Here is a 21,405-nt window from a genome sequence, read left to right on the forward strand (position 1 = left end):
GTCAGGGCGGTGTCGGATCGCCATGCCGGGCGATCAGTGCCTCGACGCGGCTGATGTCCGCTTCGGTATCAATGCCGCTACTGTCGAACGACGGCGGATCAACCGGCACGGTCATGACCGGGATGCCCAGTTCCAGCAAACGCAGCTGCTCCAGCCCTTCCAGATTTTCGAGCGCCGTGGGCGGGCTGGCTTCAAAGGCGCGCAGGGCGTCCAGTGCATAGCCATAAAGGCCGACATGCCGCCAGACCGGCGAGACGGGCTGGCTGGCGCGCAGGGCATCCTCCCCCCTGATGGCGGGAATGATATTTTTGGAGAACCACAAGGCCCGGCCATCTGGCGCGCGAGCGCAGGTCGTGCCGCTGAAAGGAGAGCGGGTCTTGTGATCACGCAGGGCATCGAGCGCAGCCCAATCGAGCGCGATCACCGGGGTGGCGACCTGCGCGCCCGCCTCCAGCGCGGCGATGACCGCGCCCAGCGCACCCTGCGGCTGAAAAGGGGAATCGCCCTGGAGGTTGACGACGAAGCGCGGCGGCGTGGGCTGCGCCAGCGCGGCGGCCAGCGCGCGCCCCGATCCGGTGGCAATGGCGCTGTCGGTCATCACCGCATCACACCCGACCTCGCGGGCATGATCGGCGATTTCGTCATCATCGGTAGCGACCGTCAGCGCAACGCCCGCGCGCGCGCCGATCGCGGCGCGGGCCATGGCGATGGTGCGATGGAGCAAGGTGCGCCCGGCGATCAGACGCAGCGGCTTGCGCGGCAGGCGGGATGACCCCGCCCGCGCCGGAATGACGACAAGCTGGTTCAGGCGACGCCCGCGTTCAGCAGATCGTGCATATGGACGGCGCCGATCAAACGACCATTGTCGCAAACGAACAGCAGCATGACATTGTGCTCATGCATCAGGTGCAGTGCTTCCTGCGCCAGTTCGTCCGGCCCCACAGCGAGCGGCGTGTGCGTCATGAAGCGGCCGACCGCCTCGGTCAGATTCTGCTTGCCGGTCACGGTGCGGCGCAGGTCGCCGTCAGTGAAGGCACCGATCAGCCGCCCTTCGCGATCGACAACCGCTGTGCCGCCAAGGCGCGCGCGCGTCATTTCGATGGTCGCATCGAGGAGCGAGGCGCCTTCCCGCACGGAGGGGATGTCCGCCCCCTTGGCCATCAGTTCGCGCACCTTGATCAGTTGCGCGCCAAGACGGCCATTGGGATGGAATTTGTGGAAATCATCCGCCGAAAATCCGCGCATTTCCATCAGCGCAATCGCCATGGCGTCACCAAAGGCCATCTGCACCGTGGTCGACGTGGTGGGAGCGAGCGAATTGGGGCAGGCTTCCGGCACATCGGGCATCAGCATGCAAATGTCTGCCGCGGTGGCGACCGTGCTGTGGGCCCGCGCGGTCATGCCCAGCAAGGGAATGGCGAAGCGCTTGCAATATTGGATGATCGGGCCAAGTTCGGTCGACTCGCCCGAATGGGACAGCATCAACACGACATCATCCGGCGTCACCATGCCCAGATCGCCATGGCCAGCGTCGGCCGGATGCAGGAAGATGGCCGGGGTGCCCGTGGAGGTCAAAGTCGCCGTCATCTTGCGCGCGACAATGCCGCTCTTGCCAATGCCAGTCACGATCACGCGCCCCCGGACATTCATGATGACGCCGATCAGCCGCACGAATGTAGCGGCAAAGTCACGTTCAGAAAATTGCGCTTCCAGCGCGTTGAGGCCCAATGCAGCGACCGACAGGCTGTGGCAGGCCGCCTTCACTATTCGTCCGCCCGAACCGAACGGCACAATTTTCGAAGCAAGTGTCGACACGCGTTTGCCCTTTTTCCCGCATGTCACCGCCGGATATCCGGCTGGCACACGCGGCGACGAACCACCTTATTTGGTGCGCCGTCTATCCCTCGTTCCGCGACCCCTGGCCGGTTTGACCCCCGGCACAGGGCGACTGTCTACGCCGTTTCAGGGACTTATGGCAAATCATTTTGCAACTGCGAAAAGGGATTTCGGCGTGGTTTTGCTTCACACCGTCGCGACGCCGCGCGACAGGCCGAGTTGAGTTAGCGACGAGCCGCGGAACTTTTCTCGCCTTAATGGGTGCATTGCAACAGGATTGTCATTTTGGCTGATGATAGTCGCGATACCATGCCACGAATCGCGGCACGCCCGATTCAATTTGCGTGGTCGGGGCAAAACCGATGTCATGGGCGATGGCGCTGATGTCGGCAAAGGTGGCGTGAACATCGCCCGGCTGCATCGGCTGGAAATCGATCTGCGCCTTCTGGCCCAGCGCATCCTCCAGCACCGCGATCAGATGCATCAGTTCTTCCGGCTTGTTATTGCCGATATTGTAGAGCCGGTGCGGCGACCGGCTACCACCGGGCTTGGGCGCGCCGTCGTCGGCGGGCGGATGATCGAGGCAGCCGATGACCCCGGTGACGATGTCATCGATATAGGTGAAATCACGCTGCATCCGGCCATGGTTGAATACCGGAATGGGATCCCCGGCCAGAATCTTCTTGGTGAAGATCCACATCGCCATGTCTGGCCGCCCCCACGGCCCGTAGACGGTGAAGAAGCGCAGCCCCGTCATCGGTATGCGGAACAGATGGGCGTAGGTCTCGCTCATCAGTTCGTCAGCACGCTTGGTCGCGGCATAGAGCGAAACGGGATGGTCGGCCCGGTCCTCTACGCGGAAGGGCAGGCTGTCATTGCCGCCATAGACGGAGGAGGAAGAGGCATAGACAAAATGCCGCACCCGCCGCTCACGCGCGAGTTCCAGCATGTTGACATGCCCCGCCAGGTTGGAGCGCACATAGGCATGCGGATTGATGAGCGAATAGCGCACACCGGCCTGCGCGCCGAGATGGACGATCGATTCGATCACCTGATCGGCAAGCGCGGCTTGCAACGCATCATTGTCGGCGAAATCCAGTTCGTGAAAGGTGAACAGCTTGCCATGCGCCTGTTCCAGCGCGGCAATCCTGTCCCGCTTCAGCGACACGGGATAATAATCGTTCATATTGTCGATGCCGACCACGGCATGGCCCTGCGCCATGAGCCGATCGGCGACGGTCATGCCGATAAAGCCGGCCGCGCCGGTGACCAATATCGTCATGCTCTTCATTCTCCCACGCGAAGTCGCGCCAGCGGGCGGCGCACCCTGTCAGTCACACCAAAGTGGCGGGCAAAGTAAAGGCCTTTTCGCGCCCCATTTACCCGATAAACCATCCTGTGGCTTCGCGCCTAGCGGGCAAAGTTTAGGCTTTCCCTAATCTTTGCCATTTAAGGCGAAACCCATGGACATGGCATTGCACCCATCGCGCCCCGTCCCCCTGCCAACGGGGGCGAAGCCGCGTGCGCGCTGGGCGGCGCTAGCGAAGGAGGCGGCGGAAGCCAATGCCTTTTATGCGCCCGACATGCTGGGCGCGGCGATCGACCATCTCGCCACCGACGCGCATGTCCGGTTGATCGAAGCGCGAGTGGGCGACCATCTGATCGGGCTGTTGCCGGTCGTGGTGCAGCCGCGCCATGGCCGCATGCCGATCGGCTGCGTGTCCAACTGGATGCACGATCATTGCTTCTTTGGCGCGCCGATGATTCGCGAAGGGCAGGAAGTCGCGGCGTGGCGCAGTTTCCTGGCGCAGCTGGATGACGCCCCCTGGGCGCGTGGCTTTTTGCATATGGAGGGGCTGGACGCGGCCGGGGCGAATGCCGCCGCGCTGGAAGCGCTGTGCGTCGAACAACGGCGCGGGCGGCGGGAGATTCACCGCTATGACCGGGCGATGCTGCGGTCGGACCTGTCAGCCGACGCCTATTGGGACACCAATGTTCGCGCCAAAAAGCGCAAGGAAATCCGCCGTCTGCAAAAGCGGCTTGCCGAACTTGGCACGGTCGAGACCCGGTTGCTCACCGAACGCGCAGACCTGCCGCACTGGTGCGCCGATTTTCTGGCGCTCGAAGCGTCGGGCTGGAAGGGGCAGGAAGGTACGGCGCTGGCCTGCAAGCCTACCGATGCCGCCTTTTTCCGCGCCGCCTGCGCCGCGGCGTTCGACGCGGGGCGGCTGCATATGCTGCGCATCGACCTGGATGGCCGGGCCATCGCGATGCTGGCCAATTTCCGCCATGGTGCAGGCGCCTTTTCATTCAAGATTGCCTTTGACGAAGCGCTGGGCCGCTTTTCGCCGGGCGTGCTGATCGAGATCGCCAATCTGCACGCGGTGCAGAATGATCCCGCGATCGGCTGGATGGACAGTTGCGCCGCGCCCGACCATCCGATGATCGACAGCCTGTGGGCGGAACGGCGAACGATCGTGCAATATCGCATTGCGCTGCGCGGCACCGGCCTGGCGCGGGTCCAGCGCGCCGCCGCCTTCGCCCTTGTCAACGGCCTTGAAACCCTGGCCAGCCTATTGAAAGGACAGCGATGACCGCCCATCGCCCGATCGCCGCCACCCACGAAGCGACCTTCCCCGACAGCGCGCGCACGACCTTTGCCGCCGCCTATCCCGACCAGCCCGTCGCGCTAAGCCATAATCTGGTCGGCCACTCGCTGCTCAGCCTCGATGCGCTCGCGACGCTGGCGGAGCGGATGCCTGCGTCCAGCGTCGAATATAATCTGGGCAAGCTGCCGCTGGGCGTGCGACCGGAGGATACGCCGTCGAACGGACTGACACTGGGCGAAACGATCCGCACCATCGAAACCAATGGCAGCTGGGCCGTGCTCAAAAATGTCGAGCGCGACCCGGCCTATGCCGCGCTGCTCGATGCGGCGCTGGCCGATCTGGAACCGATCGTGGCAGCCAGGACCGGGCCGATGCTCCACCGCGAAGCCTTCATCTTCCTGACATCGCCGGGCAGCGTCACCCCGTTTCACATGGACCCGGAACATAATATCCTGCTCCAGATCATGGGGTCCAAGGTGATGACCATCTTCCCCGCGCGCTACGAAGCGCTGGTTCCGGCGCAGAAAAGCGAGGAATTTCATGGCGGTGGCCATCGCAATCTGGTCTGGCAGGACGGGTTCAAGGCGCTGGGCGCCCCCTATCCGCTCCACCCCGGCGACGCGGTGCATGTGCCGGTCAAGGCCCCGCATTTCGTCGAAAATGGCCCTGCCGTATCGGTCAGCCTGTCGGTGACATGGCGGTCCGAACGCAGTGTGGCGGAGGGGGAGTTGCACAGCTTCAACGCGCTGCTGCGACGGCGCAAACTGCCGGTGGGCACCGTCAGTGACCGGCCTGAAAAGCAGAGCGTCAGACGGCTGGTCTATCGCGTCATGCGGAAGCTGGGCGCTTGAGGATATAGCGCAGCGCCGCTTCTGCCGCCAGCCGCGGCGAAAAACGTTCGATCACCCACCAGTCCAGACTCTCCTGACAGGTCGAGAGGCTCTGCTTGTAGCGATCCTTGCCCGCGAGCAGGGAATAAAGCGCCAGGCCGCGCGCGGCATAATGGTCGACGGCGGCGGCGTGGCAGAGCAGGCCCGGCTTGTCCTTGCCCGTGCGCGGATCGGCAAAGGCGGACTGATAGTTGAGCGCCTGCCCCCGATGGACGAAATTGACGAGCAGGCCGACGACCCCGCCCGCGTCGGTAAAGCGCAGCAGATCGACCGCGCCGCTGGCCCGTCCCTGTTCGACGATGGTGGTAACAAAGCCGCGAAAGGCGGGATCGTCCCAGGCATTGTCGGCATGACGCCCGCTGTTGAGCGCGGCCATTTCCGCCAGCCAGGGGGCAACTTCGTTAGCGCCTGCCCGCGCGACATGGGGCAGGCCGCCGCCATGATCCTTGATCGCGCGGCGGATCTGGCTGCGCGTATTGGCGCTGAGCAGCGAGAGATAGTCGCCCGCCACGCCGCGCACCCCGTCCAGATCGACCTGATAGACCGGCGAGGCGTCGACCCGGCGCTTCGTCCAGCAGGGCATGTCCAGCAGCGGCGAATCCGGCGCGATCCCGCTCAGCCGCAGCGCGCGCCAGTCACGACGGCGGCTCAGCGCGGCGATGGCGGCGGTTGCGGCCTCCGCCTCCCGCCCGCGCGCGGCAAGCAGGCCATTATATTCGACATAGGGCCGGTCGGCCTGCCCATCGCCCGACTGGTTGAGGCTAAGCGTCGCCGTGCGCCCCAGCAGGCGCGGCATCATCGCGTGACCGACCAGCGCCAGCGCGACGTCCGCGCCTGCCTCATCCGTCACCGCCAGCAGTTCGGGGCGCACGTCATAGCTGGCCAGCCAAGCGCCTACCCAGGTCCAGCTGAGGAAAAACGCGGCATCCGCCTGCGCTTCGAGCGCCTTCCAGCGCGCGCCAAGCGCCGTCCGGTTCGGCAGGGGAGTAAATTGCGCGACAAGAGCCATTGCGCCCTCTTGTCGCAGAGCGCCGGGTGCGGTCAAGCAGTGGTGCTAGGCCGACACGCGCCGGTCGGGGTCCACCGTGCCGTCGGGCCGCACCCCGGCGCGCGCCAGATCGCGGCGGATATGCCCGGTCAAATATCGGTACCACATCACGAAATCGGCGCGCAGCGACCAGAATGGATAGCGGAAGGTAGCAGGCCGGTTGCGTTCGATCAGGCCATGGCCGATCCATGCAAAACCATAGCCGACGACCGGCAGGGCCAGCGCCATCCACCAGCGCCCGGCAATGGGCGCCGCCGTCAACAGCGCCACGACCATGCTGGTCCCGGTATAATGCAGGGCGCGCGTGCCAGGACGCGCATGTTCCTGCAGATAATAGGGCCAGAAGTCGCGAAATCGGGTGATGGCGGGCACGGCAATCCTCTCTATCGCCACCCTATCTCCAGAGTTGATCGATGTTAAGGGCCGTGCGTCAGACCGTGCCTCTATCAGGCGCGAACAGAAAATAGTCATAACTTGCCCGCGCGGCTTCCGCCATGATGCGGTCGCGCGTCTCATGCCCCTTATGATCCTGCATCACGAATACGGTGATCGCGAACAGCCGTCCGTCGGGCAGGCTGATGATGCCGGTATCATTGCCGGTGCCGTTGAGCGACCCGGTCTTGTGCGCCACCAGCGTACCGGGCGGCAACATGCCGGGCAGTCGCGCCTTGCCGGTGCGGCACCGTTCCATGATCGACAGCAAAGCCACCGTGCTGCGCCCCGACAGGGCTTTGCCTGTGCGAATCGCGGCGACCAGATCGGTCATCGCGGTCGGCGTGGCGGTATCGCGCGGGTCGCGGGCGAAGGCGATGTTGGGAATGTCATGTGCATCGCGTTCGCGCAACGCCGGGTCGGCCGCCATGGCAGCGGCGACATTGCGGTGGAAATTGCCCGGCTGGGGGGCAAGGCCCATGGCGCGATACAGAAGATCGGCTGTGTTGCTGTCCACCCGCAGACCCCGGATGCCCAGCCCCGCGACCCATTGATGCACCGCCGTCGGGCCGCCTGCCCGCGCGACGAGCAGGTCGGTCGCGTCATTGTCGCTACGGGTCAGCATCAGGTCCAGCAGCGTGGCGACCGAAACCGGACCCGCCGGGCTGGCGAGTTGATCCTCCAGCGTCAGCGCGCCCGCGTCGATCATCGCAAAGATCCGCCCTGCCACCGCGACCTTGTAGGCGCTGGCCATCGGGAAGAGCGTGTCGCCATTGAGCGAGAGCGTTTCCCCGGTGCCAAGGTCGCGCACGACGATGCCGACCGTGCCGTCGGTCAGGCTGGCAAAGCGCTGGAACTGGGCGATCAGCCGCGTTTCGGCGGTTTGCTGCACCGCTGTCTTGGCAGGGCCAAAGGCGTCGGCGTCGGGCAGCGGCGCGAGGAACAGGCCAAGGGCGGCGAGCATGGCGATGGGACGAAACGGAACCATGCCTCCCATGTCGCCAAAGCGCAGGCCAAGCGCAAGAGAGTTTACCGCGATTCGCGCGTTGACAGGCCTTTGCCGGGCGGGCCATCACCCGCGCCATGAGTAGCGCGATCAAGTTACATGAAAGCTGGCTGACCCCGCTGGCCGACCAGTTCACCACCCCGCATATGCAGGGACTGAAAGCCTTTCTGGCGGCGGAAAAGGCGGCGGGCAAACGCATCTTCCCCAAGGGGCGCGACTATTTCCGCGCGCTCGACCTCACCCCGCTGGACCAGGTCAAGGTCGTGATATTGGGGCAAGATCCCTATCATGGCGAAGGGCAGGCGCATGGCCTGTGCTTTTCGGTCCAGCCGGGCGTGCGCACCCCGCCATCCCTGGTCAACATCTACAAGGAGATGGAGGCGGACCTGGGCATCCCGCGCGCATCCCACGGATTTCTGGAACATTGGGCCAGGCAGGGCGTGCTGCTGCTCAACAGCGTGCTGACCGTCGAAATGGCGCGCGCCGCATCGCATCAGGGCAAGGGGTGGGAATTATTCACCGATGCCGTCGTGCGACTGGTGGCGGAGCAGGAACAGCCCACCGTGTTCCTGCTTTGGGGCGCCTATGCCCAGCGCAAGGCGGCGTTTGTCGATCAAAGCCGGCATCTGGTGCTGAAATCCGCCCACCCTTCCCCGCTGTCTGCCCATAACGGCTTTCACGGATCGCGACCCTTTTCGCAGGCCAACGCCTTTCTGGAGGCGCATGGGCGTGAGCCGATCGACTGGGCATTGCCGCCGCTGTGATTGATCTGTGAAAAGCACCCGCCTGCGTATCTGTGCCGCCAAGCGCCGTTATCCGACGCAGGAGCAGGCGCAGGCAGCGGTAGAGCAGGCGACCATCATCCTCCGCCCCTATCGCTGCGACCGCTGCGGGCAATTTCACCTCACCAGCCGGACCAAAGGCAAGCGCATCGCGCGGCCTGCGGGGTGAGTGCGCGCGCTTCTCCCTGAAAGGAGAGGGAATAGCCGCCGCCAATAAGTGAGGCCCGGTCCTGCTTGCGCAGGCCGGGCCTCTTCCCTCTCCAAACTCAATCCCGTGGATCAGCCGTCGTAATCGCCGCCGATATTCTGGTTGCGCGGCGGCGCAGCGGCGGTCAGGCGCAGGGCTTCGGCCGACTGCGCGATCGAGCCGATTTCGTCCGGCGTATCGTCATCGTCAATCTGCACCTTCTGAAGCGAGGCGACAACCGAATCATGCAGTTCGGCGGGCAGCACCGTTTCTTCAGCGATTTCGCGCAGGGCGACGACGGGATTCTTGTCCCGGTCGCGGTCCACGGTCAGCTCTGCGCCGCCCGAAATTTCCCGCGCGCGCTGGGCGGCGAGCAGAACGAGGTCAAAACGGTTGGTAACCTTGTCGACGCAATCTTCGACGGTAACGCGGGCCAAACGGGCCTCCTGCAACAAATGGAATGATCAGTTGGCCGGTTAGCAGCGCCCCTGTTACAAGTCAATGAAAAGGCCATAAAGCCATGGCGTGCGCTGCCAAAAGGCGGCATGAGGGCGCGATGGCGACCCACAGGCCAGCAGGCGCGCAAGCCGACGTGCCCGACATCGCCGTCACGCTGGACGGCAATCACCTGCGCCTGATCGTCGACGGCGCAGCCCTGCTGGATGCGCTGATCGCACTGATTGCAGGGGCGCGGACGTCGCTCAAACTCTATTATTATATCTTTTCCGGTGATGACTGCGGCATGGCGGTGCGTGACGCCCTGATCGCGGCGCGGGCGCGTGGCGTGATGGTGACGCTGATGGTCGACGGCTTCGGATCGGCGCGCACGCCCGACAGCTTCTTTGCCCCTCTGGTGGACGCAGGCGCCCATTTCGGCCGTTTCGGCACGCGCCGGTCCACCCGCTACCTGATCCGCAACCATCAGAAGATGGCGATTGCCGATGACACGCAGGTGCTGATCGGCGGCTTCAATGTCGAAAATGGCTATTTCGGCATCCCGCCGCGCGATAGCTGGGCGGACATGGGCCTATGGATAGAAGGTCCGCAGGTCGAGGCGATGACCCGCTGGTATGGGCAGCTATGGCGCTGGGTCTCGACCAAAAAGCAGCGGTTCCGCACGTTGCGGCGCATGGTGCGCCACTGGCACCCTTCGCTCCATCATGACCCGGCCGATCCGTTCCGCTGGCTGATCGGCGGGCCGACCCGGCGGCTTAGTCCCTGGGCGCAGGTGGTCAAGCATGATCTGGAGCATGCGCAGCGCGTCGACATGGTCGCGGCCTATTTTTCGCCGGGGCGCGGGATGCTCAAGCGAATCGCCCGCGCCGCAGGTCGCAAGGGCGCGCGGATCATCCTGCCCGCCAAATCGGACAATCGCACGACGATAGAGGCGGCGCGGCTGCTCTATGGTCCGCTGCTCAAGCGTGGCGTAAAGATCGCCGAATATAGCCCGCGCAAATTGCATATGAAGCTGATCGTCATCGACGATGCCGTGTTCATCGGATCGGCCAATTTCGACATGCGCAGCCTGTTCATCAATCTGGAGGTCATGCTGCGGATCGACGATGCCGGGTTCGCGACGTCGGTGCGCGGGCTGATCGATCGGTTGGCGCGGGACAGCCAGTTGGTAACGATGGAAAGCCACCGCGCCACCCGCACGATGGTGACGCTGGTCAAGCAATGGATCAGCTATCTGCTGGTCGGCGTGCTCGACTATACCGTCACGCGGCGGCTGAATTTCCGCGATCCCGACGCCGACTGAGGGACGGGGAAAGGGCAGTCCCCTCCCCCGTCGCCTCTTCACCGGCCATTATCGCTCAACACGCGCACCTGCCCGACCGGATAGCCTTTTTCGGCCATTTCCTTGGCATAGTCGCCGCGGGCGTCGGCCAGTTCGGCGCGATATTCTTCCCAGGCGTCCCGATTATCCTCCGCATCGGACGAGCGGCGCAGATCCTTGGTCAATTCCTTGCGCGCTTCGGCCAGGTCGGTCTGATAATTGAACCAATAATCATTCTCGACCCCGGCGATCGGCGACTGATAGGTCAACTGGTTTTCCACCTGCGCCAATTGCTCTTCATAGCTGATCGGGCCTTCACCCTGCGCGAAAGCCGTGGTGGAGGTCAGGGTGAACAGGGCAGCAGCGGCCAGAAAGGACGAACGCTTCATCGGGTTTCTCCTCATTCCTCATGAAACATGGAGGACACAACGCCCCGACCCCGGCCTTTTTCGCCTGAATGAACTGACAGAATGGATGAAGCGCGCCCGCGTAGCGACGAACCGAGCGGCGGTCAGCGCATGATCAGATAGAATCCCGCAGGCGTCGATCCGCCATTTTCTATCACAATATCATAGCGTTCGGTAAAGACCGGCAGCCAGGCGCAGTCCGCCTGCGGCCCGCCGACCGCTTTCGCGCACAAGGTCGCGCCGTCGCTCCCCTGTACCCGGATCGACAGGCCAGCGCCGCCAGCCCCACTCGCCGGGGCAATGGAAATCTGCGCGCGCTGCCCGGCCAGGAATAATTGCCGCATGGTGAAGCTGCCGCCCGCCTCCAGCAAACCGCGCCGGTAGGCCGGACCCAGAGCCCGCCCGCGAAAGGCCAGGGTGGACCGGGTCACGCCGCGCGTCTGCGCCTCCTGCGTCCAGAGCGCGGCGAGATCATCCTGCCCCTCGGCCGGTGTCGCGCCAAGGGCTTTGAGAATCTGCGCCACGTCCATAAGCTGCGCCGCATTGCCGCCAGCCAGCGCGGCGTCCCCCTCCATCAGCGTGCGCAGCACCGGGTCGGCGGGCAGCATGTCCGCGGCGGGCGCGGCGGGCGGCGCGACAAGCAGCAATGCGGGCAGCAACAGCCTAATCATCCCGACCCTCCAGCCGCCAGATCCTCCAACTGGACGACGAACCGCGCACCGGGCGCGGCATCCTCCACATGCAGCGACAGTTCATGCCGCTGCGCAATCGCTCTGGCAAGCGCCAGCCCCAGCCCATGCCCGCCGCCCGACCCGACATCAAGCCGAACATAGCGTTCGAAAATGCGCGTGCGGTCGGCGGCGGGGATGCCGGGGCCGTCATCCTGCACGATGATGCGGGGGCCGGGCGACAGGATCAGCGCCACCGACCCGCCGCTCGGCACATATTTGAACGCATTGTCGAGCAGGTTGGACATCAGCCGCATCATCTGCATCGGGTCCGCGCGCAGCATGACGCCGGGCGTGATCCGGGCATGAAAGCCGATGCCCAATTCTTCGGCGCTTGCGCCATAAAGGTCCGCCAGCGTCTCGGCTATGTCGCTCAAATCGACTTCCGCCAGTCCGCGCAGGTCACCGCGCAGCGCCTGCGTGCCCGCTATGTCGAGCAGCGAATCGAGCAATCGCACGACCCCGCGAATCTCGCCGCGCGACTGGTCGAGCGTGCGCAGCAACGTGCTGTCCTGCGTCCCTTCCATCGCCTTCAATATGCGGGTGTCGAGGTGCATCAGCGGGGTGCGGATTTCATGCGCGGTCTGGTCCGACACGGCGCGCTGCGCCTCTATCAGCCGTTCGACCTGATCCAGCATCGCATTGGTGTTGGCGGCCAGTTCGGCCAGTTCGTCACTGGTCCCGGCGCCTGGCACCCGTGCCGCAATCCGCCCGGCCCGGACCGCCGCGAAGGTGGCATTGACCGCCTCCACCCGAACGCGCAGGCGGCGCGCGGCAAAATGACCCGCCAGCAGGCTGAACAGCGCGATCAGCGCGCCCGCGACAGCAAAGGCCATCGCCAGCCGGGCGAGCAGCGCCTGCCCACGCATATCGCTGCGCCCGACCAGCAATTGCGCCGACGGGCCAAGCCGGGTCGCCCGCGCGAACATGCGCTGCCCATCGGGCAGGGTGACGAATCGCGCTTCGGAAACATGGGCGGACAATTTGGGCCAGCGGTCGAGATTGCCTGCGATGCGACGCCCCTGCGCGTCGGCCAGCAGATACCAGCCCTGTTCGCCATCCTGCTGTTCGACCGACAGCCGGTCGGCGATGCGCGCGCGCAATTCCGCGTCGCCGCCGCTGACATAAATATCCGCCAGCCCGGCCAGATCGGTATCGACCTCCCGCGCCAGCCTCGCCCGGCCATCATCGACGACAATCTTTTCCACCAACAGGAACAGCGCCAGCGTCGACAACAGGCTGACCAGCAGCGCCGACAGGGTGACCCGGCCAAAGACCGAGTGGAACAGATTGATCCTAGCCAACGGCCGGTCCGCTGGTCGATCCGCCGGCAGGCCCGGCCCCGACCGCGATCAGCCGGTATCCGGTGCCCCACACCGTTTCCAGCACGGGGCTGTCAAACCCCTCCTCCAGCTTGCGGCGCAGGCGGCCGACATTGACGTCGACGACATTGGTCTGCGGATCGAAATTCAGCTTCCAGACATGGCGCAGCAGCATTTCGCGCGTCACCACCTCGCCCGCATGGTCCATCAGGTAACGGAACAGTTCAAATTCCTTGGGCGACAGCGCCAGGTGCCGGCCCTGCCGATAGGCGGTGCGCGCCTTGGCATGACATTCCAGATCGCCAAACAGCAGCACCGGATCATGGCTGCGGCGACTGGCGCGCCGCCACAAGGCCCGGACGCGGGCGACCAGTTCGTCCGGCTCGAACGGCTTGGCGAGATAGTCATCGACCCCGCTTTCCAGTCCTTCGACCCGATGTTCGCTGCGCCCCAGCGCGGACAGCATCAGGACCGGCGCCCCTACCCCCGCGCCGCGCAGCCGGGTGACGATGTCGATGCCCGAATAGCCAGGCAGCATCCGGTCCAGGATCAGCACGTCATGGCTGCCGCTGCCCGCGCGCGTCAGGCCGGTCGCGCCATCTTCGGCCTGTTCCACGCTGATGCCCGCGCTGCTGAGGATCGCGGCGATATTGGCGCGCGCGGCCGCGTCATCCTCCACCAACAGCACGGAAATCTGGTCACTATGCCCCATAACGCCCCCCGCTACACGAATGAAGGGAAAGGCCGCCAGTGACAATGGCTGTTAGTGACGCCCCACGCCGTCAGATTTTCAGGGCGTTGCGGAACATGACGAAGGCGATGACGACCAGATAGACGCCGAAAATCTTCTTGAGCGGCTTGGCGGGCAGCGCATGGGCGACTGCGACGCCGAGCGGCGCGGTCAGCACCGACATGGAGGCAATCGCCAGCGTCGCGGGCACATTGACATAGCCCAGCGACCCCCAGGGCAGGCCGGTTTCCTTAAGGCCGATCAGCGCAAAGCCGATCGCGCTGGGAATGGCGATCAGCGTGCCGACGCCGGACGCGGTGGCAATCGCGCGGTGGATCGAGCGACCGCACAAGGTCATCACCATGATCGCGATCGTCCCGCCGCCGATCCCCAGCAGCGCGGAAAATGTGCCCAGCCCCCCGGCAATGCCGACCCGCGCGATCCCCGACGGCATGTCCTGGCTGATCACCTTGTCACCGACCTTGGGCAGCAGGAAGTTGAGCGACATCAGGAATACGCCCCCGGCGAAGATCATGGTCAGGATGCGCCCGTCGACATGGCCTGCCAACAACACGCCCATGCCATCGCCCAGGATGATCCACGGCGCCCAGGTCTTGAGTATCTCAAACTCCACCGCCCCGCGCTTGGCATGGGACAGGAGCGAGCGAATGGAGGTGACGATGATCGTCGCCGCCGACGTGCCGATCGCGACATGGGCGATGGCATCGTGCGTGCCGCCCAGCAGGGGCAGCACGACGAACAAGGCAGGTACGACGACGAAGCCGCCGCCAATACCGAAAATGCCCGCGGCAAAGCCGGCGAACAGCCCCGCCGCCAGCATGGAAACCAGCGGCACCAGCCAGGTCATGACATCACCGTGCATCACCGCGCCCCCTGTTCCCGTGCCTGACCCTTGATCAAGCTGTTGCTAACGCCCTTGCAGGTCAAGGGGGCGAATGTCGGGGAATCGATCATCACGGGAAACCATGCCTCTCTTCGGCGAAACCGGATAAGGGACACGGAACAGCGCCCCTTGTCTGGCTAGACGAACAGGCGCGGCTAACCCGCAACAGGAACAGGCAAAAGTTGGACGGTCGCGTATCTAGGCGACCGCCTGTGCCGCCGGAACATGGTCCAGACCCAGTGCGTCCGCGACCGCGCCATAGGTGATCTTGCCGTCCCACACATTGAGGCCCGCCAGCAAATGCGGGTCGCTGCGCAACGCGTCCTTCCATCCCAGATCGGCGATCCGCAACGCATGGGGCAGCGTCACATTGTTGAGCGCATAGGTGCTGGTGCGGGCCACCGCGCCCGGCATGTTGGCGACGCAATAATGGACGATGCCATCGACGATATAGGTCGGGTCGGCATGGGTGGTGGCATGGCTGGTTTCGAAACAGCCGCCCTGGTCGATCGCGACATCGACCAGCACCGCGCCCTTCTTCATGCTTTTGAGCATGTCCGCGCTGACCAGCTTGGGCGCGGCCGCGCCGGGGATCAGCACCGCGCCGATCACCAGATCAGCGTCCGCCACGCAATCGGCCAGGTTGGCGCGGTTGGAAAAGCGCGTCTTGGCCCGCGCTTCGAAATACATGCCCAGCCGCTCCAGCACTTGCGGGCTGCGGTCCAGGATCGTTACGTCCGCGCCAAGCCCCGCCGCCATCTGCGCCGCGTTGAAGCCGACCACGCCGCCGCCGATCACCGCCACCTTGGCAGGCAGCACGCCCGGCACCCCGCCCAGCAGCACGCCACGCCCGCCATGCGCCTTTTCCAGCGCCGTCGCGCCCGCCTGGATCGACATGCGGCCAGCCACCTGGCTCATGGGTTTGAGCAGCGGCAGGCCACCCTGATCATCCGTCACCGTTTCATAGGCGATGCAGACGGCCCCGCTGGCGATCAAATCGCGGGTCTGGTCGGGATCGGGGGCCAGATGCAGATAGGTGTAGAGGATCTGCCCGGCGCGCAGCATGGCGCGTTCGCCCGGTTGCGGCTCCTTGACCTTCACGATCATTTCGGCGCTGGCGAATATCTCCGCAGCGGTGGCGACGATCCTGGCGCCCGCCTTCTCATACAGCGCGTCATGCGCGCCGATCCCGTCGCCCGCGCCCGTTTCCACCAGCACCTCATGACCATGCGCGGTCAGTTCATGGACGCTTTCGGGGGTCAGCCCGACGCGATATTCGTGATTCTTGATTTCCTTGACGGTGCCTACGATCATCCGCTCTCTCCCGCTATCATGCTGCCGCTATAGCGCGAATGGGGCGGCGAATGTTCCTTTATGGCGTGGCGCGCACCGGCACCGGCGCATTGCACAGGTCGACGCCGCCAGCGGGGCGATCGTAAAAATCATCCATCCGGTTGGCGCGCAGCCGCAAATAGGCGGCAAAGCTGGGCGAAGCGACGTCCATCACCTGAAAATGCGGCCGTTCGGCGTCGGGCAACTCGCTCGCCAGTCGCACCGACAGGATCGGCACTGTCTTTTCGTCGGCCGTGTAGAAACCCAGTTCGCCCGATCCGCGCGGCAGGCTGGACAGATGTGCCATGCCATCGACCACCCGGCCGACCACGGCGATATTGCGATCAAGCTGGCGCGGCGCCTGCCCGTTCACGGCGTAAAGCTCCGCCCCCGTTCCCGCATCGGGCGAGACATTGCGGCCGACGCCGACAAAGCCATAGCAATGCGGCAACCATGCGCCATCGCCGTCCATCGCCATCGGCCAGCCATCGACATAGCCCGTCTTGGGCGCATAGGCGTCCGCCGAGGGAGAGGGCGTGATCGCCAGCCGGACATTGGCGATCGATCGGACATAGTCGGCCGGACTGGTGGGCGACAGGCCGGGCGGCAGCGGCTTCTTCTCGGTCGCATCGCCCCATTGCACGACATAATTATCCTGCACCCGGTTGATGCTGGTCCCGTCCCACCAGTGCGCCTTTGCCAGCGCGCGGATATTGGCGACATGGCGCGGCGCAAAGGCCGGCGCGACCTCTATCACCGCGCGCTTGCCCCCCTCGATCGTCACCACCAGCAGATTTTCCGCCGCCATCGCGCGCCAGGCGCTGGCCGGGGCGGCGGCCGCCACGGCGGCGGGCGTTGCGGGCGGATCAGCGGCGATGGCGGCAGAGGCGGGTATAAAAGCGAGCAGCGCGGGCGCGAAAAATCGGATCATGCCCCGATCAGAGCGTCACTGCGCAGGAAAGTAAAGCATCCCCTTGCCTAGCCGCCTTCGCCGCGATAGGGAGCGCGACTTCCAGTGCAATGCGGAGCGGTGGCCGAGTGGTCGAAGGCGCTCGCCTGGAAAGTGAGTATACGCCAAAAGCGTATCCAGGGTTCGAATCCCTGCCGCTCCGCCACCACATCTCTGCTTTCAAAGAATTCTCTATAATCCGGCTGGTGCGAATCTATGGTTGCCGCCCTGTTTTGATCGCGGTTGGGCATGTCGCCTGCTCGCCTACCGCGGCCCTGTGCCGCGCAAGCACGCGCCGCAAGAGGCGGGCTGGGGGCCGCTGTCACGATCATGGCGACAGGTCCAGACGGGCCGTTTCGGCGCCATTAGGAATCGGTATTGTATGACAATATAATATCGGAACTTTCACGACATTGTCATGTCCCGGCAGTCGGCGAGTCACATCCTTCCGGCAACGGCGTCCCCATCCATAAAGGGGGTTCGCACCATGACACGCCGTATGAAAATTTTTGCCGTCCTGCTCGCCAGCAGCACAGCCTTCCCAGCCATCGCCCAGACCGCTGCGCCCGACGCGGAAGTGGCCGGTGGCGAGCAGATCATCGTGACCGCCCAGAAGATCGAACAGCGCGCGATGGATGTGCCAATCACCATCTCGGCCGTCAGCGGCAAGCGGATGGAGCAAATCGGCGTTTCGGACCTTGACGAACTGTCCAACTATATCCCCGGCCTCAACATCCAGGAACAGAGCGCCAATAATCCCGGCATCGTCATTCGCGGCATCACGTCCGACAGCGGGTCGGCGCAACAGGCGCCGCGCGTCACCCTCTATTATAATGGCATCGATATTTCGCGCTCGCGCGGCTCCTATCAGGATATTTACGATATGGAGCGGATCGAGGTCATCAAGGGACCGCAGGCGACATTGTTCGGCACGGCGTCGGCGGTGGGCGCGATCAGCATGATTTCCGCCCGGCCCAAGCCCGGCTTTTCCGCCGAACTGACCGCGGGCTATGGCAATTATGATTCCAAGCTGCTGAGCGGCTTCGTCAATGGCGGGTCGGACAAGGTCGCCGGACGCATCGCCTTTGCCTGGAAAAAGCGCGACGGCTATGTGAAGAATCTGTCCGCGACGCAGGATGATCTCTATGCCCGCGACCAGCTGGGCGTGCGCGGCTCGCTGCGCCTCAAGCCAACCGACAGCTTCACCGCCGACCTCATCCTGACCTATGACCGCCAGCGCAATTCCGGCACGCCCTTCATATCCCGCGCGCTGCCGACATCGGACGGGCCGGGCAACCCGTTCGGCGCGGCCAATCTGAGCGGTTCGCCGCTGTCGTCGACCGTGCTGGGCGGCGACAAGCTTGGCCTGCACCGCGACGTCTATGACGCGAACCTGACCTTCAGCTGGGATTTCGCCGACGACTGGACGCTGACGATGGTCAATGGCTATCGCAAGTTCGACAGCAACGAAGTCTTTGACGCCGACGGGTCGGCCGCCTGGTATCTGGAATTTGCCGAGGAGGCAAAGGGCTGGCAGGCCAGTCACGAAACCCGCTTCGCCTATGCCGGCGATCATTTCCGCGGCGCATTCGGCTGGAACCTGTTTCGCGAGGATAACCACCAGCGCGTGCCCTTTTCGACCGAAGAAGGCACCTATCTTCAGTGCGCCGCGCGCCTGATCCCCGGCCTGCCCTGCGTCGCGGCCAACGGCACCGTCGCCGCGTCGCAGGCGACCGCGATCCTCACCAACGGCGCAGCCACCGTCATTCCCTACAGCTCGGTCTTTGAAAATCAGGGCAAGAATGACAGCTATTCGATGTTCGCCGACGGCACCTGGCTCGCCAGTCCGTCGCTGGAACTGACGGCCGGCATCCGCGCGCTGATCGAAGAACGCCGGTCGGGCTATGTGACCAATGTGCCCAATTCCGTGCTGACCCGCGCGCCGCTCATTCCGGGTCAGGTCAACACCAATGGTCGCGTCCTGCGGACCCAGGGCAGCTTCGCGGCCTTCCTGCCGCGTTTCAACATCCTCTATCGCTTCTCGCCCGCCCTGAACGGTTTTGCCACCGTGTCGAAGGGCCGCCGCTCGCCGACCGTCAATCTGGACGCTGCCGCCGGGGGCGTCGCCCGCATCAACCGGATCGCGGAAGAAAATGTCTGGAACTATGAAGTCGGGCTAAAGGGCAATAGCGGCATCTTTTCCGGCTCGCTGGGCGTCTACTATCAGACCTATGATAATTTCCAGGTCAGCGTGACCGGCAGCGACGGCGTGACCCGCACGGTCAGCGCTGGCACGGCCAGCAACCTTGGCGTTGAAGCGGAAGTCGCGATCCAGCCTACCAGCTGGCTCAACATATTCGCCAATGGCGGCTATATCGATGGCGGCATCGACGACAAGCCGGCCAATGGCCGCTTCGCCGGGGACCAGTTCCGCCTCCAGCCCAGATTTCAGGCGGCGGCTGGCTTCACGATCGATGCGCCGATGGGCAACGGCATGCGCGTCTTTGCGACGCCCAGCCTTACCTATCGCAGCAAAATCTATTTCGAAGTCCCCAACAGCGAAGCGATCAGCCAGAAGGGCGTGATGCTGGTCAACCTGCGCGCAGGTGTCAGCTTTGCCGAGGATCGCTACGAAATTTCCGCTTTCGTGCGCAACGCGACAGACAGGAATTACCTGCTCGACGCAGGCAATACCGGGGGCGCCTTTGGCATCCCCACCTTCATCCCCGCCGAACCGCGCTTCTACGGCGCGCAGCTGACCGGCCGTTTCTGAACGGCAGCAGGAAAGGAACCGCCATGAGCTTCACCATCGACCGCCGCCTGCTTATCAAGGCCAGCATCGTCGGGCTGGCCGCCCTGCCCGTTCCCGGCGTTGCGCAGATATTGAGCCTGCGCGGCTTCACCCATGGCGTCGCCAGTGGCGAGCCGGGCGCGAATAGCGTGCTGCTGTGGACCCGTTATGTCGGGTCGGGCGACAGCAAGCTGCGGGTCGAGGTCGCGACCGATCCGGCCTTTGCGAAGGTCATGTCGGGCGGCGAAGTCACGGCCCGCGCCGATGCCGATCACACCGCGAAAATAACCGTTACCGGCCTTCAGCCGGGCCAATGGTATTTCTACCGCTTCATCGCCCCCGATGGCCGGATCAGCCGGATCGGCCGCACCCGCACCCTGCCGCAGGGAGACGTATCCCGCTTCGGCATCGGTCTCTTTTCCTGCTCCAACCTGCCCTTTGGCTATTTCAACGCCTATGGCCATGCCGCCGCGCGCGACGATATCGACCTGGTCATCCATTGCGGCGACTATCTCTACGAATATGATCGCGGCCATTATCCCAGCCTGGAGGAGGCGGTGCCCGGCCGCATCATCGAACCGGCGAACGAGATGGTGACGCTGGCCGATTATCGCCTGCGCTACGCCTCTTACCGGCTCGATCCCGATCTTCAGGCGCTGCACGCCGCCTTCCCGATGATTGCCCAGTGGGACGATCATGAACTGGCCAATGACGCCTATAGGGACGGCGCGGAAAATCATCAGCCCGACAAGGAAGGCGAATGGGCCGTGCGCAAGGCGGCGGCGGAGAAGGTCTATCGCGAATGGATGCCTGTCTCCGACGCGATGTATGACAGTTTCCAGATCGGTACGCTGGCCACCATCTTCCGTCCAGAAACCCGGATCACCGGGCGCGACAAGCAGCTGGACGTGCGCGAAGCGATCGCCGGGCGCGGAGACGTCGCCAAGGCGCTCGCCGACTTCCGCGATGGCGCCTGGAGCGCGCAGGACCGTACGCTGATGGGCACGGCGCAGGAAAAATGGCTCTATGACGGGTTCGGCAAATCCAAAAAGGCAGGCACCGCCTGGCAGATACTGGCCCAGCAAGTGATCATGGGCTATGGCCGTTTTCCGACCAACGCGGCCGATTGGGTGCCCGCCAACGCGCCGGAGATCGTGCGCAAGTCGCTGGCCGGCGCGGTCGCCGCCTCGCAGGCGGGCCTGCCCTATAATATGGACAGCTGGGACGGCTATCCGGCCGCGCGCAACCGCCTGTACGACGCGGCGCTTGGCGCCGACGCCGACCTTGTCGTCCTGTCGGGCGACAGCCACAATGCCTGGGGCTATAATCTGGGCGATCGCGGCCCCGGTCAGGGCGGCGGCAAGGACCGGGTCGGCGTGGAATTTGCCGGTCATAGCGTCACGTCGCCGGGCTTTGAAGCCTATGCCAAGGGCGTGCCGCCAGCCGACATCGCCCGCGCCCTGCGCGCGGTCAATCCGGGCATGGCCTTCTGCGACACCAGCCAGCGCGGCTATGTCTCGCTGGAGGTGACGCCGCAACAGGTCGCGGGTTCATGGCACTTCATGAAGGACATCCGCACCCGCACGACCGAACTGGCCGGCACGCACCGCATGACGGTGCAGCGCGGCGCGAAACAACTGGTGGATGCCTGATCGGAACGACTCTCGCCTTCACG

General features: G+C 64.7%; 21 protein-coding genes and 1 tRNA gene. 8 read left to right on the forward strand and 14 right to left on the reverse strand.

The window, feature by feature from the left end:
* Position 1: 1 nt before the first annotated feature.
* The 3 genes from kdsB to FE851_RS12585 form a co-directional block, all read right to left on the reverse strand.
* Positions 2–808, reverse strand: coding sequence for a 3-deoxy-manno-octulosonate cytidylyltransferase (gene kdsB / locus FE851_RS12575; protein ID WP_145204369.1), 807 nt, complete (start codon positions 806–808; stop codon positions 2–4).
* Complete coding sequence (locus FE851_RS12580) at positions 805–1,764, reverse strand: SIS domain-containing protein (RefSeq protein WP_409994502.1); 960 nt, start codon at positions 1,762–1,764, stop codon at positions 805–807. Before FE851_RS12580 ends, kdsB begins: the two co-directional genes overlap by 4 nt.
* A 352-nt stretch (positions 1,765–2,116) precedes the next feature.
* On the reverse strand, positions 2,117–3,118 hold the full coding sequence (locus FE851_RS12585) for an NAD-dependent epimerase/dehydratase family protein (protein WP_017183948.1): 1,002 nt from the start codon (positions 3,116–3,118) through the stop codon (positions 2,117–2,119).
* A gap of 181 nt (positions 3,119–3,299) precedes the next feature.
* Between FE851_RS12585 and FE851_RS12590 the strand changes: the two genes are divergently transcribed.
* Both FE851_RS12590 and FE851_RS12595 read left to right on the forward strand, forming a co-directional pair.
* The gene (locus tag FE851_RS12590) at positions 3,300–4,430 is read left to right on the forward strand and encodes a GNAT family N-acetyltransferase (RefSeq protein ID WP_145202829.1); all 1,131 of its coding nucleotides are present in this window, start codon (positions 3,300–3,302) and stop codon (positions 4,428–4,430) included.
* Complete coding sequence (locus FE851_RS12595; RefSeq protein WP_145202832.1) at positions 4,427–5,296, forward strand: transcriptional regulator; 870 nt, start codon at positions 4,427–4,429, stop codon at positions 5,294–5,296. The genes FE851_RS12590 and FE851_RS12595 overlap by 4 nt, the downstream gene beginning before the upstream one ends.
* On the opposite strand, the gene FE851_RS12600 is transcribed toward FE851_RS12595, so the two are convergent.
* Genes FE851_RS12600 through FE851_RS12610 form a run of 3 tightly spaced genes read right to left on the reverse strand, consistent with a single transcriptional unit; the run spans position 5,274 to position 7,803 of the window.
* Positions 5,274–6,344, reverse strand: coding sequence for a GNAT family N-acetyltransferase (locus FE851_RS12600; protein WP_145202835.1), 1,071 nt, complete (start codon positions 6,342–6,344; stop codon positions 5,274–5,276). The two genes, FE851_RS12595 and FE851_RS12600, sit on opposite strands and share 23 nt — an antisense overlap.
* Before the next feature lie 45 nt (positions 6,345–6,389).
* On the reverse strand, positions 6,390–6,755 hold the full coding sequence (locus tag FE851_RS12605) for a DUF962 domain-containing protein (protein ID WP_130752294.1): 366 nt from the start codon (positions 6,753–6,755) through the stop codon (positions 6,390–6,392).
* Between the two features lie 58 nt (positions 6,756–6,813).
* Positions 6,814–7,803: a serine hydrolase gene (locus FE851_RS12610; RefSeq protein ID WP_145202839.1), complete on the reverse strand. Its 990-nt coding sequence runs from the start codon at positions 7,801–7,803 to the stop codon at positions 6,814–6,816.
* 95 nt (positions 7,804–7,898) lie between these two features.
* Here FE851_RS12610 and ung point away from each other — a divergent pair, with 95 nt between their 5' ends.
* On the forward strand, positions 7,899–8,585 hold the full coding sequence (gene ung, locus FE851_RS12615; RefSeq protein WP_145202841.1) for a uracil-DNA glycosylase: 687 nt from the start codon (positions 7,899–7,901) through the stop codon (positions 8,583–8,585).
* A 7-nt stretch (positions 8,586–8,592) separates the two neighbouring features.
* Complete coding sequence (locus FE851_RS12620; protein WP_017183941.1) at positions 8,593–8,772, forward strand: hypothetical protein; 180 nt, start codon at positions 8,593–8,595, stop codon at positions 8,770–8,772.
* A gap of 110 nt (positions 8,773–8,882) precedes the next feature.
* Here FE851_RS12620 and rpoZ read toward each other — a convergent pair whose 3' ends face one another.
* Positions 8,883–9,227 carry a DNA-directed RNA polymerase subunit omega gene (gene rpoZ / locus FE851_RS12625; protein ID WP_026002539.1) on the reverse strand — a complete coding sequence of 115 codons (345 nt, stop codon included), beginning with the start codon at positions 9,225–9,227 and terminating at the stop codon, positions 8,883–8,885.
* Positions 9,228–9,310: 83 nt separating this feature from the next.
* Here rpoZ and FE851_RS12630 point away from each other — a divergent pair, with 83 nt between their 5' ends.
* Entirely contained in the window at positions 9,311–10,549 is a 1,239-nt protein-coding gene (locus FE851_RS12630) for a phospholipase D-like domain-containing protein (protein WP_145202844.1), read from the forward strand.
* 38 nt (positions 10,550–10,587) lie between these two features.
* Here the strand turns inward: FE851_RS12630 and FE851_RS12635 are convergent, their stop codons facing one another.
* The 7 genes from FE851_RS12635 to FE851_RS12665 all read right to left on the reverse strand — a co-directional run bounded on the left by FE851_RS12635 (position 10,588) and on the right by FE851_RS12665 (position 16,921).
* A complete protein-coding gene (locus FE851_RS12635; protein ID WP_017183938.1) occupies positions 10,588–10,956 on the reverse strand; it encodes a hypothetical protein in 369 nt (122 codons plus the stop codon).
* A gap of 122 nt (positions 10,957–11,078) precedes the next feature.
* Positions 11,079–11,645: a hypothetical protein gene (locus FE851_RS12640; RefSeq protein ID WP_017183937.1), complete on the reverse strand. Its 567-nt coding sequence runs from the start codon at positions 11,643–11,645 to the stop codon at positions 11,079–11,081.
* Entirely contained in the window at positions 11,642–13,006 is a 1,365-nt protein-coding gene (locus FE851_RS12645) for a sensor histidine kinase (protein WP_145202847.1), read from the reverse strand. The genes FE851_RS12640 and FE851_RS12645 overlap by 4 nt, the downstream gene beginning before the upstream one ends.
* Positions 12,999–13,736, reverse strand: a complete 738-nt coding sequence (locus FE851_RS12650; RefSeq protein ID WP_145202850.1) for a response regulator transcription factor — start codon at positions 13,734–13,736, stop codon at positions 12,999–13,001. The genes FE851_RS12645 and FE851_RS12650 overlap by 8 nt, the downstream gene beginning before the upstream one ends.
* Before the next feature lie 70 nt (positions 13,737–13,806).
* On the reverse strand, positions 13,807–14,637 hold the full coding sequence (locus FE851_RS12655; RefSeq protein ID WP_017183934.1) for a sulfite exporter TauE/SafE family protein: 831 nt from the start codon (positions 14,635–14,637) through the stop codon (positions 13,807–13,809).
* A 219-nt stretch (positions 14,638–14,856) separates the two neighbouring features.
* Complete coding sequence (ald, locus tag FE851_RS12660) at positions 14,857–15,972, reverse strand: alanine dehydrogenase (RefSeq protein WP_145202853.1); 1,116 nt, start codon at positions 15,970–15,972, stop codon at positions 14,857–14,859.
* A gap of 58 nt (positions 15,973–16,030) precedes the next feature.
* Positions 16,031–16,921 (reverse strand): peptidylprolyl isomerase, encoded by an 891-nt coding sequence (locus FE851_RS12665; RefSeq protein ID WP_145202856.1) that lies wholly within the window; start codon positions 16,919–16,921, stop codon positions 16,031–16,033.
* A gap of 93 nt (positions 16,922–17,014) precedes the next feature.
* Between FE851_RS12665 and FE851_RS12670 the strand changes: the two genes are divergently transcribed.
* The 3 genes from FE851_RS12670 to FE851_RS12680 all read left to right on the forward strand — a co-directional run bounded on the left by FE851_RS12670 (position 17,015) and on the right by FE851_RS12680 (position 21,382).
* A tRNA-Ser gene (locus FE851_RS12670) sits at positions 17,015–17,105 on the forward strand.
* A 333-nt stretch (positions 17,106–17,438) separates the two neighbouring features.
* Positions 17,439–19,712 (forward strand): TonB-dependent receptor, encoded by a 2,274-nt coding sequence (locus tag FE851_RS12675; protein ID WP_145202859.1) that lies wholly within the window; start codon positions 17,439–17,441, stop codon positions 19,710–19,712.
* A gap of 23 nt (positions 19,713–19,735) precedes the next feature.
* Entirely contained in the window at positions 19,736–21,382 is a 1,647-nt protein-coding gene (locus FE851_RS12680; RefSeq protein ID WP_017183929.1) for an alkaline phosphatase D family protein, read from the forward strand.
* The last annotated feature ends 23 nt before the right edge of the window (positions 21,383–21,405 follow it).

This window comes from Sphingobium sp. B2 (genome assembly GCF_007693735.1).
Taxonomy (GTDB): Bacteria; Pseudomonadota; Alphaproteobacteria; order Sphingomonadales; family Sphingomonadaceae; genus Sphingobium; species Sphingobium xenophagum.